The sequence below is a fragment of the Nonomuraea sp. H19 genome (genome assembly GCF_052068215.1).
Classification (GTDB): Bacteria; Actinomycetota; Actinomycetes; order Streptosporangiales; family Streptosporangiaceae; genus Nonomuraea.
This window is the reverse complement of the sequence record NZ_JBQHCV010000025.1, coordinates 84,580-97,762: the sequence shown is the minus strand read 5'-3', so window position 1 is coordinate 97,762 and position 13,183 is coordinate 84,580. Positions and strand designations below refer to the sequence as shown.

11 protein-coding genes are annotated in these 13,183 nt (G+C 71.2%); all 11 read left to right on the top strand.

Translation table 11 applies throughout. From position 1 onward, the window contains the following. Positions 1-90 precede the first annotated feature (90 nt). The 11 genes from ACTMTI_RS42045 (at position 91) to ACTMTI_RS41995 (ending at position 13,151) form a co-directional block, all read left to right on the top strand. Positions 91-2,220 (top strand): protein kinase domain-containing protein, encoded by a 2,130-nt coding sequence (locus tag ACTMTI_RS42045; RefSeq protein WP_441126391.1) that lies wholly within the window; start codon positions 91-93, stop codon positions 2,218-2,220. Between the two features lie 79 nt (positions 2,221-2,299). Further along, complete coding sequence (locus ACTMTI_RS42040) at positions 2,300-2,872, top strand: TetR/AcrR family transcriptional regulator (RefSeq protein WP_441126390.1); 573 nt, start codon at positions 2,300-2,302, stop codon at positions 2,870-2,872. Between the two features lie 57 nt (positions 2,873-2,929). Then, a complete protein-coding gene (locus tag ACTMTI_RS42035) occupies positions 2,930-4,135 on the top strand; it encodes a Cmx/CmrA family chloramphenicol efflux MFS transporter (RefSeq protein WP_441126389.1) in 1,206 nt (401 codons plus the stop codon). Then, on the top strand, positions 4,132-4,947 hold the full coding sequence (locus tag ACTMTI_RS42030; protein WP_441126388.1) for an MOSC domain-containing protein: 816 nt from the start codon (positions 4,132-4,134) through the stop codon (positions 4,945-4,947). The genes ACTMTI_RS42035 and ACTMTI_RS42030 overlap by 4 nt, the downstream gene beginning before the upstream one ends. Before the next feature lie 88 nt (positions 4,948-5,035). Then, a complete protein-coding gene (locus ACTMTI_RS42025) occupies positions 5,036-6,298 on the top strand; it encodes an MFS transporter (RefSeq protein WP_441126387.1) in 1,263 nt (420 codons plus the stop codon). Positions 6,299-6,525: 227 nt separating this feature from the next. Beyond that, positions 6,526-7,938, top strand: a complete 1,413-nt coding sequence (locus ACTMTI_RS42020; protein ID WP_441126386.1) for a uracil-xanthine permease family protein — start codon at positions 6,526-6,528, stop codon at positions 7,936-7,938. Beyond that, a complete protein-coding gene (locus ACTMTI_RS42015) occupies positions 7,935-8,810 on the top strand; it encodes an FAD binding domain-containing protein (RefSeq protein WP_441126385.1) in 876 nt (291 codons plus the stop codon). The genes ACTMTI_RS42020 and ACTMTI_RS42015 overlap by 4 nt, the downstream gene beginning before the upstream one ends. Further along, on the top strand, positions 8,800-9,276 hold the full coding sequence (locus tag ACTMTI_RS42010; protein ID WP_441126384.1) for a (2Fe-2S)-binding protein: 477 nt from the start codon (positions 8,800-8,802) through the stop codon (positions 9,274-9,276). The genes ACTMTI_RS42015 and ACTMTI_RS42010 overlap by 11 nt, the downstream gene beginning before the upstream one ends. Continuing rightward, positions 9,273-11,642 (top strand): aerobic carbon-monoxide dehydrogenase large subunit, encoded by a 2,370-nt coding sequence (cutA, locus tag ACTMTI_RS42005; RefSeq protein WP_441126383.1) that lies wholly within the window; start codon positions 9,273-9,275, stop codon positions 11,640-11,642. Before ACTMTI_RS42010 ends, cutA begins: the two co-directional genes overlap by 4 nt. 31 nt (positions 11,643-11,673) lie before the next feature. After that, complete coding sequence (locus ACTMTI_RS42000; RefSeq protein WP_441126382.1) at positions 11,674-12,690, top strand: leucine-rich repeat domain-containing protein; 1,017 nt, start codon at positions 11,674-11,676, stop codon at positions 12,688-12,690. A 32-nt stretch (positions 12,691-12,722) separates the two neighbouring features. After that, positions 12,723-13,151: a hypothetical protein gene (locus ACTMTI_RS41995; protein ID WP_441126381.1), complete on the top strand. Its 429-nt coding sequence runs from the start codon at positions 12,723-12,725 to the stop codon at positions 13,149-13,151. Positions 13,152-13,183 lie beyond the last annotated feature (32 nt).

Here is a 13,183-nt window from a genome sequence, read left to right as displayed (position 1 = left end):
TATTGACCGCCGATATCGTGTCGAACGCTCATATTCTGCAAGTAGCGTGATAGACGCACGTGACGGATGAGGCGAGATGGGGGCGGGAACATGGCAGGCGACCGCTTGCTCAGCGGCTCCGGCCAAGAGAGAGGTGCCCCCAGCGGCGCTCCGCAAAACCAGGGCCGCCTGATCGGCAGGCGCTACCGCCTCATGTCGCCGGTCGGCCGGGGCGGCATGGGCATGGTGTGGCACGCCCACGACGTGCTGCTCGACCGCGACGTGGCGGTCAAGGAGCTCATCCTCCCGTACGGGCTCGACCACGCGGGCAAGCAGGTGGCGCACCGGCGCATGCTGCGCGAGGCCAGGTCGGCCGCGCGGCTGACCCATCCCGGCATCGTGACCGTCCACGACGTGGTCGAGGAGGACGGCCGCCCGTGGATCGTGATGGAGCTGGTCCGGGCGTGGTCGCTGGAGCAGGCCGTACGCCAGAGCGGGCCGCTGCCGGTGATCCAGGCCGCCGAGATCGGCATCCGGGTTCTCGACGCTGTCATGCACGCGCACGCCGCCGGGATCCTGCATCGCGACATCAAGCCGGGCAACGTGCTTTTGACCTCGGACCGGGTGGTGCTGACCGACTTCGGCATCGCCGCCATCGAGGGCGACGTGAACATCACGCAGACCGGGCTGCTCATGGGGTCGCCCGCGTACATCCCGCCGGAGCGGCTGTCCGGGCAGGCGATCACGCAGGCGGCCGACCTGTGGTCGTTCGGGGCGACGCTGTACGCCGCCGTCGAGGGGCGGCCGCCGTACGAGGGGCCCGACCCGGTCGCGGTGCTCGGCTCGGTGCTCACCCAGGACCCGATCACGCCCCAGCGGGCCGGCTCGCTGGCGCCGGTGATCGAGGGCCTGCTGCGCAAGAACCCGGCGGAGCGGCTGACGGCGACGCAGGTCATCGAGATGCTGGAGGCGGTGCTGCGCGCGCACGGGTCGGCCCGGCCTCGCAAGCCGGAGGGGCTGCCCAGCCCGGCCGACCCGACGCCCGCCGGGCTGCTGCCGCCGCTGGACACGCCGTCGGGACCGCTGCCGTCACGGATCGTGGAGACGCCCTCGGGACCGGTACGCGTGCAGTATGACCCGCTGGCCGGCCCGTCGGGGGGCCACGCGAGCCCGTACGACGCTTTGTCCGGCCCGTCGGGGAGCCACGCCAACCCGTACGATTCGCTGGCCGGTCCGTCGGGGAACCCGTACGACTCGCTGGCCAGTCCGTCGGGGAGTCACGCCAACCCGTACGACAGGCTGTCGGCCCCGTCGGGCGGCCACCGGATCGACCAGCACCCCCAGCAGGGCGGGTTCACCGCGTTCCCGTCGGGGCCGCACCGGATGAACTCCATCGACGACGATCTGGACAACCCCTCCGGCCCGCGCCCCCAGCCGATCCTGCCGCTGACCACGGACAGCCGTACGTCCTCCGGCGCGACGCCGTGGCCGCTGGCCTCCGCCGACGACCTGCGCGAGCAGTCGCGCGACCTGTCGCACGACGTCGGCCACAGCCGCCTGGCCACGTTGCCGAGCGGGGGCGCACGTCCGGGCAAGAGCAGGCGGAGGACGGAACAGGACGACGGTTTCTGGACGCGTGAGGGGCGGCCGCGGCTGCTCCCGATCGTCGGCGCGCTGGTGGCGGTGGCCGTCGTCGTCGGCGCCGTGATGATCGTCCTGGCCGGCGGCGACTCTCCCGACGCGACCCCCAGTCCGCTCGCCGCCACGGTGCCCGCCGGCACGAGTCGGCCCCAGCCGCCCTCGGCCGCGCCCAAGGGCTACAAGGAGCACACGGCGGCCGGCTTCTCCGCCGCCGTGCCCGCGGACTGGAAGCTGGCCGCCTCGGGCGGCGAGGCCACGTTCAGCGGGCCGAAGGACTCCGGCATGCGGATCGTGGTCGAGCAGGTGACCGCGCAGACCGACGGCGGGCTGTCCGAGCTCGGCAGGCTGGAGACCGACGGCGACCTGGAGAGCTACATTCAGGTGCAGCTCCAGGAGGTGAACTACCGCGGCTGGAAGGCGGCCGACTGGGAGTACACCTACACCACCCCCAACGGCGTCCCCATGCACGCGCTGACCAGGTACGTCACGATCAACGACAGTACCGCGTTCAAGATCGCCTTCGATCTGCCCGAGCTCAAGTGGGACGACCAGGCCGAGACGCGCAAGGTGTTCCTGGACACCTTCCGGCAGACCACCTGACCCGCGAGGGGCAAGCCCCCCGGTGCGCCGGGGAAGGCGTATTGCACTGATCGTTCCAAAACGTGCTAGCGTGTTCGGCATGGCACGGCCGAGGAAGTTCGAAGAGGACCGGGCGGTCGAGGCGGCCATGCGCGCGTTCTGGACGGCGGGCTACGAGGCCACCTCGACGCAGGACCTGTGCGCGGCCACCGGGCTCGGGCGCAGCAGCATCTACAACACCTTCGTCAGCAAGCACGACCTGTTCGAGAAGGCGCTTCGCCGCTACATGGACGAGCGCAACGCCGTGCTCGCCGAGCTCATGGAGGGCGACCTGCCGATCAAGGAGAAGGTGCGGACCGTGCTGTGGTGGGCGGCCGAGCCCGATCCCGAGGACCCGATCGGCTGCCTGGTGATCAACTCGATGATCGAGCTGGCGCCGCGCGACCCGGAGATCGCCGAGCTGCTGCGGCGCGACAACGACAGGCGGCTGCAGATCATGCGCTCGGCGATCGAGGCCGGGCGCTCGCGAGGCGAGATCGACCGGGCCAAGGACCCGCTCGCGCTGGCGCACTTCGTCTTCGCCACGGTCAGCGGGCTGCGTGTGGCCGCCCGCGGCGGCCACGATCGGGCCGCGCTCGAAGCCATCGCGCGAACCGCGCTGGACGTCTTCTGACCTTTTCGTGCCCTGATTTTGTACTGATCAATCCAAAACTCTGGAAGGGAGTCCGCCATGCCGTTGGCGGTCTACATGCTGGGCCTCGCGATATTCGCTCAGGGCACTTCGGAGCTCATGCTGGCCGGACTGCTCCCCGAGATGGCCGCCGACCTGCGGGTGTCCGTGCCGGACGCGGGGCTGCTGATCTCGGCGTTCGCGATGGGGATGCTGGTGGGCGCGCCGGTGCTGGCCGTCCTCACGCTGCGCTGGCCCCGCCGTACGGCGCTGCTGACGTTCCTGGCGGTCTTCGCCCTGTCGCACGTCGCGGGGGCGCTGACGTCGAGCTACGGCATGCTGTTCGCCACCAGGGTGGTCGGCGCGTTCGTGTACGCGGGCTTCTGGGCCGTGGCCGCGACCACTGCGATCGGGCTGGTGCCCGCGGGCGCCCGCGGCAAGGCGATGAGCGTCATCGCGGGCGGGCTGACGGTCGCCACCATCATCGGCCTGTCCGCCGGCACGGTCATCGGCCAGCACCTCGGCTGGCGGGCCGCGTTCTGGGCGGTGGCCGGCATGTCGGCGCTCGCCGCCGTGGGCATCCTCGCCACCATCCCCGGCGGCAGGCCGGAGACCGAGGCCCAGCCCCGGGTGTCCGCCGAACTGCGCTCCATGACCAGCCCCACGCTCTGGCTCGCCTACGGCACGACCGCGCTGACCACCGGCGCGCTCCTGGCCTCCTTCAGCTATCTGAGCGTGATGCTCGTCGACACCACGGGCCTGGACTCCGCGTGGGTCCCCGCCGTCCTGGCCCTCTACGGGGCCGGCACGCTGATCGGCATCACGATCGGCGGCAGGACCGCCGACCGGCGCCCGTTCCTGTCCCTCTACACCGGGATCGGCGGCCTGATCGCCGGCTCCGCGGCGCTGGCCATGACCGCTCACATCCCGGCGGTGGCCATACCGCTGATCTTCCTGCTCGGCGCGTTCGGCTTCGCCACCAACCCCGCGCTCAACATCCGGGTCTTCGCGCTGGCCAAGAACGCCCCCACGCTGGCCGCCGCCGTCAACGTCTCCTCCTTCAACGTCGGCATCACCATCGGCCCCTGGCTGGGCGGGCTGGCCATCGGGGCGGGCCTCGGATACCCCTCCGTCGCCTGGATCGGGGCCGCGATCGGCGTGGCCGCCCTCGGCACGCTGGCCCTCGGCGCGGCCCTCCAGCGCAGGGGCGCGGCGGCACCGGAACCGGCACCGGCCGGAAGCGATGAGATAATTTCTGCCGTATGAAACTGGCGAGCATCCACTTTTACCCCGTCAAATCCACCGCAGGACATGAGGTCGACGAGGCCGAGGTGCAGCCCTGGGGGCTGGCGGGCGACCGGCGTTACCTGATCACGGACGCGGACGGCAAGATCTTGACTGCTCGCGAGGAGCCCCGGCTGCTGGCCTGCCTCGCCCGGCTCGACGGTGACACGCTGACGTTGACCGGGCCGCACGCGGAGCCGCTGCGGGTCACCCCCGCCGCCGCGATGTCGACGGTCAGCGTGTGGGGCACGCCGGTGGAGCTCACCGACTGCGGCGAGGACGCGGCGGCCTGGCTGTCGGAGCTGGCCGGGCAGCCGGTCCGGCTCAAGTGGCTCGACGACCCGACCCGCCGCCCGGTCGACCCCGCGTACGGCCGGCCGGAGGACCGCGTGAGCCTGGCCGACGCCTATCCGCTGCTGCTCACGTCCAGCGCCTCGCTCGCCCGGCTCAATGACTGGATCACCGAGACCGCTTTGGAGCGCGGCGAGGAGGCGCCCGAGCCGCTGTCCATGCGCAGGTTCCGGCCGAACGTGGTGATCGACGGCGTCGCTACGCCCTTCGCCGAGGATCAGTGGAAGCGGATCCGCATCGGCGAGATCGACTTCCGCGTGACCAAGGGCTGCGACCGCTGCGTGCTGACCACGGTCGACCCGGTCACCTACACCAAGGGCAAGGAGCCCATCAGGACCCTGTCCAGGCATCGCAAGTGGGACGGCAAGGTCTGGTTCGGCATCAACCTGATTCCGGACACCCCCGGCCTCATCACCCGAGGAGATTCGGCCACCATCCTCTGAAGTGTTGCGGAACGTCATACGGCCTTGCCGGGGAAAGGGTTGCTGGTCCTCTTTGGGGTGATGTTGAGGGCTATGCGAAAATTCACAGGTGACCAGCACCCCCACGAAAGCCGCTGTTTCGTCCCCTGACCGGATCCCGATCATCCAGCGCCGCACCCTGGGAGTGCTCTCCGCGGCGCAGATCGTGGGCGGCGTGGGCGTCGCCGTCGGGCTGGCGCTCAGCCCGGTCGTGGTCGACGAGCTGTCGGGGTCCACGGTGATCAGCGGCTTCGCGGGGACGGCCACCGTGCTCGGCGCGGCGCTGCTGGCGCTCCCGACGGCCAAGGCCTCCAGCAGGGGCGGGCGCCGCGCGGGGTTGTCGCTGGCGTACGCCGGGGCGCTGACGGGCTGCGTGATCTCCGTCCTCGCGATCCACCTGCATAACTGGCCGCTGCTGCTGGCCGGGCTGGTGCTGGTGGGCGGCGGGAGCGCGGGTGGCCTGGCCGGGCGTTACGCGGCGACGGACCTGTCGCCGAAGGGCCGCTCGGCCCGGCACCTGTCCCTGGTCGTCTGGGCCTCCACGATCGGCTCCGTCGCGGGCCCCAACCTGGCCAAGCCCGCCGATCAGATCGGTCTGCGGCTGGGGCTGACGGAGAAGGCGGGGCCGTTCGCGTTCGCGGCGCTGGCCTTCGCCCTGGCGCTGATCGTCATCATCGGTTTCCTGCGCCCCGACCCGCTGACGCTGGCCCGCGAGCTGAACGGCGACAAGGATCCCGGCACCGGCGGCCGGCGTACGATCAGGACCGCCTGGCAGACGCTCCGCACGACCCCGATGGCCCGCCGCGCGCTGATCATGATCGCGGTCAGCCACACGGCGATGGTGTCCGTCATGTCCATGACCCCGGTCAAACTCCACCACGACGGCGCGCACCTGGACGTCATCGGTCTCGTGATCAGCCTGCACATCGCGGGCATGTACATGATGTCCCCGGTCGTGGGCTGGCTGGCCGACAAGGCGGGGAAGGTGCCGGTGCTGGTGCTCGGCATGGCCTTGCTGCTCACCGCCGCCACGCTGGCCGGCACGGCGGGGCACCGGGTCTGGCAGGTGACGGCGGCGCTGGTGCTGCTCGGGCTGGGCTGGTCGTGCGGCCTGGTGGCCGGTTCCGCCCTGGTCACGGAATCGGTCCCGATCGAGCGCCGGCCTTCCGTGCAGGGGCTGTCCGACCTGCTGATGAACGTCTGCGGCGCCACAGGGACGATCGTCGCGGGCGCGATCGTGGGTCTGCTGTCCTACGCCGCGCTCGGCCTGAGCGTCGGCGTCATGGTGACGCTGGCCGGCCTCTGGCTGGCCTTCGGCCGTTCCCGTCCCTGACCTTCGCCCACAGTGGTGAGGGCGCCCGGCGGAGCCGTCCACGACCGCCCGCGCACCGGAATTGTTGCCTGTCCCGAACCCTTCACACCGGGCGCGATCTCGAGTGCGCGAGGTTTCCACTGGTGGTGAGCGCAGATTTGGCAGATCATGCCCGTGTAGGAGCGTCCCGCCGGGCCTAATGTGCCCGCAACGGAACGTGCCGCCGGCCCAGCCACTAAGGGGCTTTCATGGTTTTGGGATGGACCAAACACGGTGACGGCAAGCACCTGGCGCCTGGTGAGGTGGTCAGGCCCGACGAGCGGCTGAGCTGGCCCCGAATGGTGGGGTTCGGTGCGCAGCACGTGATCGCGATGTTCGGCGCGACGTTCGTCTTCCCGCTGGTGATGGGCCTGGATCCGAACGTCGCGGTGATGATGTCGGGCGTGGCCACGATCATGTTCCTGTTGATCGTGAAGGGCAAGGTGCCCAGTTACCTGGGCACCAGCGCGTCCTTCGTGGGCGGCGTGTTCGCCATCAGGGCGGCCGCCGGCGGCGACACCGCCGGCGCGGACGCGATCGTGACCGGCGCGATCCTGGTCGCCGGGCTGGTGCTGGCGCTGGCCGGGCTGGCCATTCACTTCCTCGGCGTGCAGATCATCCACCGCGTCTTCCCGCCCGTGGTCACCGGCGCGGTGGTGATGCTGATCGGGTTCGGGCTGGCGTTCGTGGTCGCGGACGTCTACTGGCCGCAGGACCACTGGATGGCGCTCATCACGATGCTGATCACGTTCCTGGTGATCGTGCTGTTCAAGGGGTTCATCGGGCGCATCGGGGTGCTGATCGGGCTCGTCGCCGGGTTCGTGCTGTCGTGGGTGCTCGACAAGACGACCGGGCCGATCACCTCCGTGCTGCCCGGCGCCAATCTGCTGGACGCGGCGGGGAAGCCCTGCCCGGTCGAGGGCACGTACTGCGTGGCCACGGCGTTCCCGCACGAGCGGGTCAGCTTCGACGCCGTGGCGAAGGCGGACTGGTTCGGCGTGCCGAGCTTCCACGCCCCCGACTTCAAGACCTCCGCCGTGCTGCTGGTGCTGCCCGCGGTCATCGCGCTCATCGCCGAGAACATCGGGCACGTCAAGGCCGTCGGCGAGATGACGCGGACCGACGTGGACCCGTACGTGGGGCGGGCGGTGATCGCCGACGGCGCCGCGACCGTGGTGACCAGCGCGGTCGGCGGCTCGCCCACCACGACGTACGCCGAGAACATCGGGGTCATGGCGGCGACCAAGGTCTACTCGACCGCCGCCTACTACATCGCCGGGATCATCGCGATCCTGTTCGGGCTGTGCCCCAAATTCGGCGCCCTCGTCGCGGCCACGCCTGGTGGCGTATTGGGGGGCGTCACCGTCATCCTGTACGGGATGATCGGTTTGCTCGGCGCGAAGATCTGGATCGAGAACCGGGTCGATTTCGCCGACCCGGTCAACATGGTGCCGACCGGCGCGGGGATCATCCTCGCCATCGGGCCCGTGAGTCACTTCATCGGCGGGGACTTCGTCCTGGAGGGCATCGCGTTCGGCACCATCGTGGTGCTGGGCGGATACCACCTGCTGCGGGCGATCGCCGGGCGGTCCGCCGAACCGGCCAGGAGCGACGCCGGGTGAAGCCGCCGCCGTTCGAGTACCACGCGCCGCGAGACCTCGGCGCGGCGCTGCGAACGCTCGCCGAGGTCCAGGGGAAGGGCAAGGTGCTGGCCGGCGGGCAGAGTCTCATTCCCCTGCTGAACATGCGGCTGGCGGCGCCCGAGCATCTGGTCGACATCAACGGGCTCGCGTCGCTGGGCGTCATCGAGCCGGCCGAGTCAGGGGTCCGCGTGGGGGCGCGGGTCCGGCACTCCGAGGTGGAGCGGGCCGGGGTGCATCCGCTGCTCACCCGGGCGCTCAAGCTGGTGGCTCATCCGGTGATCAGGAACCGGGGGACCGTGGTGGGCAGCCTCGTGCACGCCGACCCGGCGGCTGAGCTGCCCGCCGTGCTGGCGGTGCTGGAGGGCTCCGTGCGAGTGGCCCGGTGGGAGAGGGACGGCCAGGCGGTGAGGGACGTGGCCGCGCGGGAGTTCTTCGTCGGGCCCATGGAGTCGGCGGTCCAGCCAGGGGAGCTCGCCATATCAGCATTTTTCCCGGCATTGGGGCCGCGGACCGGGGCCGCCTTCGAGGAGGTGGCCCGCCGACACGGCGACTACGCCCTCGCCGGCGTCTGCGCCCTGGTCACCCTGGACGAGGACGGGTACGTCGGCGCCGCCAGGGCCGCCTGCATCGGGGTCGGGCCGGGGCCGGTGGTCGTGGATCTGGGCGCCGCCTGCGAACGCCGTCCCGCCCGCGAGATCGACTGGGCGGGGGTGGCGCGGGCCGTACCGGACGAGACCGAGCCGGAGGGCGACATCCACGCGTCGGCCGCGTACCGGAGGCATCTGGTGGGGGTGCTCGCCGAGCGGGCGCTGCGCAACGCGGCCAGGGAGGCGGAAACCCGTGCAGCATGAGATCACGCTCGTCGTGAACGGCGCCGCCAGGCGGGTGAGCGTGCCCGCGCGCCGGCTGCTGTCCGACTGCCTGCGCCACGACCTGGGGCTGACCGGCACCCACGTCGGCTGCGAGCACGGCGTCTGCGGTTGCTGCACGGTGCTGCTCGACGGGCAGCCGGTGCGCTCCTGCCTGACGTTCGCCGTCACCGTGGACGGCCGCGAGATCACCACCGTGGAGGGGTTGGCGGGCCCGGACGGGCTCTCGCCCGTGCAGCGAGCCTTCGCCGAGTGCCACGGGCTGCAGTGCGGCTTCTGCACGCCCGGATTCCTGTGCACGGTCACCGCCCTGCTGGAGGAGAACCCCACGCCGACGGACGAAGAGGTGGTCGAGGGCATCTCCGGCAACCTGTGCCGGTGCACCGGCTACCAGAACATCGTCAAGGCCGTCCACCGGGCCGCCGAGCTGCTGGCGGAGGAGTCATGACGACCAAGTTGTTCGGCGAGCCCGTGGCGCGGCGGGAGGACCCCAGGCTGCTCACCGGGCAGGGCCGCTACCTCGACGACCTGGGACCGGACGCGCTGGCCGCCGCCTTCGTGCGCTCGCCGCACGCGCACGCCCGCATCCGCGACATCGACGTCGGTCCCGCGCTGGACGTGGCCGGGCTCGTCGCCATCTACACCTGGGAGGACCTGCCCGAGCGGGTGGGCAGGCCGCTGCCGCTGCTCATCCCGCACCCGGCGCTCACGCACGGGCGCACGGCGTACCCGCTGGCCAGGGACGTCGTCCGGCACGTGGGCGAGCCGGTGGTGATGGTCGTGGCCGCCGACCGGTACGCCGCCGAGGACGCCTGCGCGCTCATCGAGGTCGACTACGAGGTCCTCAAGCCGGTCGTCGGCCTGGAGGAGGCCGTCCACGGCGCGCACCTCGTCCACGAGGACGTGCCCGGCAACATCGGCGCGCGCCTCCTCCAGGAGGTCGCCGGCGCGGACGGGCGCGACGCGCGGGAGGCCATCGAGGCCGCGCCGCACACGCTGGCCTTCCGGCTCGACATCGAGCGCAGCGCCAGCATGCCGCTCGAAGGGCGCGGCGTGTACGCCCGCTGGGACGGCAGCGACCTGCGCGTCTACTCCAGCACCCAGACCTCCACCAGCGTCCGCATGGCTGTCGCCGCCACCCTCGGGCTGCCGCTGCCGCGGGTCGAGGTGATCGCGCCGGACGTCGGCGGCGGGTTCGGGGTGAAGATCGTGCACCCGTGGCCCGAGGAGATCCTCGTGCCGTGGGCGGCGATGACGCTCGGCCGCGAGCTCAAGTGGACCGAGGACCGCAGGGAGCACTTCATCTCCTCCGCCCACGAGCGCGGGCAGGTCCAGTACGTCCGGGCCGGCTTCGACGACGACGGGCGCGTCCTCGGGCTCGACGTGACGATCCTGCACGACCACGGCGCCTACACGCCGTACGGGATCATCGTGCCCATCGTCACCTCGACGCAACTGCTCGGACCTTACAAGATCGGGTCCTACCGGGTCGAGTTCACCGCCGTCTACACCAACACCGTGCAGGTCACCCCCTACCGCGGCGCGGGCCGCCCGCAGGGCGTGTTCTGCATGGAGCGCACCATGGACAAGATCGCCCGGTATCTGGGCAAGGACCGGACGGAGGTGCGCGCGGTCAACCTCATCCAGCCCGGCGAGTTCCCGTACGACCAGCGGATGACGTTCCAGGACGGGCGCCCGCTGATCTACGACAGCGGCGACTACCCGGAGATGCTCCGCATGATCAAGGAGCTGATCGGCTGGGACGATCACGTGAAGAAGCCGGGGCGGGGCATCGGGATCGGCTGCTACGTCGAGGGCACCGGGGTCGGGCCTTACGAGGGCGGGCACGTACAGGTGACCTCCGACGGCCGCGTGCACGTGTCCACGGGACTCACCTCACAGGGGCAGGGGCACGAGACCGTGTTCGCCCAGATCGCCGCCACCGAGCTGGGCGTGCCCATCGAGCGCGTCAGCGTGGTCACCGGCGACACCCGCAGGTTCGGGTACGCCGTCGGCACCTTCGCCTCCCGCGCGGCCGTCGTCAGCGGCAACGCCATCGCGCTGGCCTGCCGGAAGGTGCGGCATAAGGCGCTGCGGATCGCCGCCGACGCGCTGGAGGCCGACCCGGCCGACCTGGAGATCACCGAAGGCATGGTGCACGTGGCCGGCGCCCCGACCGCGTCCATCCCGCTGTCCACGGTGGCGGTGCTGGCCAACCCGCTGCGGTACGCCTTCGACGAGGAGGCCGCCAAGGCCACCCAGTTCTCCGGCACCGCGAACCCCGACCGGCCACCGGTGGCCGAGGGCGAGGAGCCCGGCCTGGAGGGGCGCGACTACTACTCGCCGATCAGGTCCACGTTCGCGGCCGGCATGCACGCGGCCATCGTCGAGACCGACCCGGACACCGCCGAGATCAAAGTCGTCCGGTACGCCGTCGTGCACGACTGCGGGCGGCTGATCAACCCGATGATCGTGGAGGGCCAGATCCACGGGGGAGTGGCGCAGGGCATCGGCGGCGCCCTCTACGAGCGCATGGTGTACGACCCGGACGGCCAGCTCCTCAACGCCTCCTTCATGGACTTCCTCATGCCGTACGCCACCGAGATCCCCCACATCGAAACGGACCACCTGGAGACGCCCTCGCCGCTCAACCCCCTCGGCATCAAGGGCGCGGGCGAGGCCGGCGTGATCCCCGTCTCGGCCGTCATCGCCTCGGCCATCGAGGACGCCGAGGGCATCGACATCGACCGCATGCCGATCTCCCCCTCGGAGCTCTTCGACCTGCGTGGGGCGCGCCCGAGCCCGCCGAACTGAGCCCGCGTGCTTGCGTGAAATGATCGGCGCCATGCGCGCACCCGACTCCGGCTTGACCGCCTTTCCCGCCGTACCCGGCGACGTCCGGCTGATCGACCTGGCCTGGAACGCGATCGCCGAGGTGCCCGCGTGGGTGGCCGAGCTCGCCTCCCTGGAGGAGCTGCGGCTCGACGGCAACGGCCTGCGCCGGCTGCCCGACCTGTCCGGGCTCACCGCCCTGCGCGCGCTGCACCTCGACGGCAACGAGCTGACGTCCTTCCCACGCTGCCCGCCGCACCTGGAGACGCTCTTCCTGTACGGCAACCGCGTCGGCGGCCTTCCCGGCCGCCTGCCCGCCGCCCTGCGGCACCTGGCGGCGGGCCGCAACGGGCTGACGGAGGTCCCCGGCTCGCTGTGGAAGCTGACCGGGCTCGAATCGCTCAACCTGGCCGAGAACGCCCTCACCGGGATCCCCGCCGCCATCGGCGGGCTGACCCGGCTGCGCATGCTCGACCTGGGCCACAACCGGCTCACCGCGATCCCGCCCGAGCTCGGCGACCTGGACCTCACCGACTACCTCTACCTGAGCGACAACCTGTTCACCGAGGTGCCCGCGGCGATCGGGCGGCTGGACCGGCTCGCCTACCTCAACCTGACCGACAACCGGCTCGCCCGCCTGCCCGACGCGATCGGCGGCCTGGCCTCGCTGGTGGAGCTGCGGCTCTACAACAACCGGCTGGAGGCGCTGCCCGAGACGATCGGGAACCTGGCCCGGCTGCGCGAGCTGCACCTGCAGGGCAACCTGCTGGCCCGGCTGCCCGAGTCGATCGCCCGGCTGGGCGAGCTGCGCGTGCTCGATCTGCGGAACAACCGGCTGCGCGCGCTGCCCGCCGCCCTGCCACCCCGGCTGACCCATCTCGACCTGCGGAACAACCGGCTGCGCGAGCTGCCGGAAGGGCTGGCCGACCTGACCGCGCTGGAGAAGCTCGACCTGCGGTGGAACAAGCTCGACGGCGACCCGGGCGTGCTGCGCGCGCTCGCCGCCCGCGGTTGCGCCGTTCTCCGCTGAACCGGGGTGGCGGGGGCTGCGTACCTCCGCACATGACGACATTTCCACGTCTGGCCGCTTTCGCGCTGCTGGCCGGGCTGGTTGCTGGCTGTTCCCAGTACGTCGGGAAGGACAGCGACTACGTCGCAGCAGGCGCCAACCCACAGAACGCCGCGCCACTCACGGTCGAGCAACTCGGCGCCAAAGTCGGCTGCAAGCCGAAAATGCAGGTCGATGCCAAAGACCTCCGCACGGGGTACTGCAAGACCTCGGACGGCGAGTTCTTCGTCAACACCTTCGCCACCGAGAAACTCAAGGACGAGTGGATGGACCGGGCGCCCGAGTACAACCCCCATCTCGTCGGCCCCCGCTGGACCGTCCTGGGTCCGCTGAAGGTTCTCGAGGCGGTGAAGGAGCGGCTCAACGGCGACCTGCACCTGATGGACCACCGGGTCTCGCCGACCCCGAAGAGCGGCTACTGAACCGGGGTGGCGAGGGCTGCGTACTTCCGCAC

Excerpts from the sequence above, each read along its gene's own strand:
- ACTMTI_RS42045 (WP_441126391.1), top strand. The coding sequence starts at position 91 with ATGGCAGGCGACCGCTTGCTCAGCGGCTCCGGCCAAGAGAGAGGTGCC.
- ACTMTI_RS42040 (WP_441126390.1), top strand. The coding sequence starts at position 2,300 with ATGGCACGGCCGAGGAAGTTCGAAGAGGACCGGGCGGTCGAGGCGGCC.
- ACTMTI_RS42035 (WP_441126389.1), top strand. The coding sequence starts at position 2,930 with ATGCCGTTGGCGGTCTACATGCTGGGCCTCGCGATATTCGCTCAGGGC.
- ACTMTI_RS42030 (WP_441126388.1), top strand. The coding sequence starts at position 4,132 with ATGAAACTGGCGAGCATCCACTTTTACCCCGTCAAATCCACCGCAGGA.
- ACTMTI_RS42020 (WP_441126386.1), top strand. The coding sequence starts at position 6,526 with ATGGTTTTGGGATGGACCAAACACGGTGACGGCAAGCACCTGGCGCCT.
- cutA (WP_441126383.1), top strand. The coding sequence starts at position 9,273 with ATGACGACCAAGTTGTTCGGCGAGCCCGTGGCGCGGCGGGAGGACCCC.
- ACTMTI_RS42000 (WP_441126382.1), top strand. The coding sequence starts at position 11,674 with ATGCGCGCACCCGACTCCGGCTTGACCGCCTTTCCCGCCGTACCCGGC.
- ACTMTI_RS41995 (WP_441126381.1), top strand. The coding sequence starts at position 12,723 with ATGACGACATTTCCACGTCTGGCCGCTTTCGCGCTGCTGGCCGGGCTG.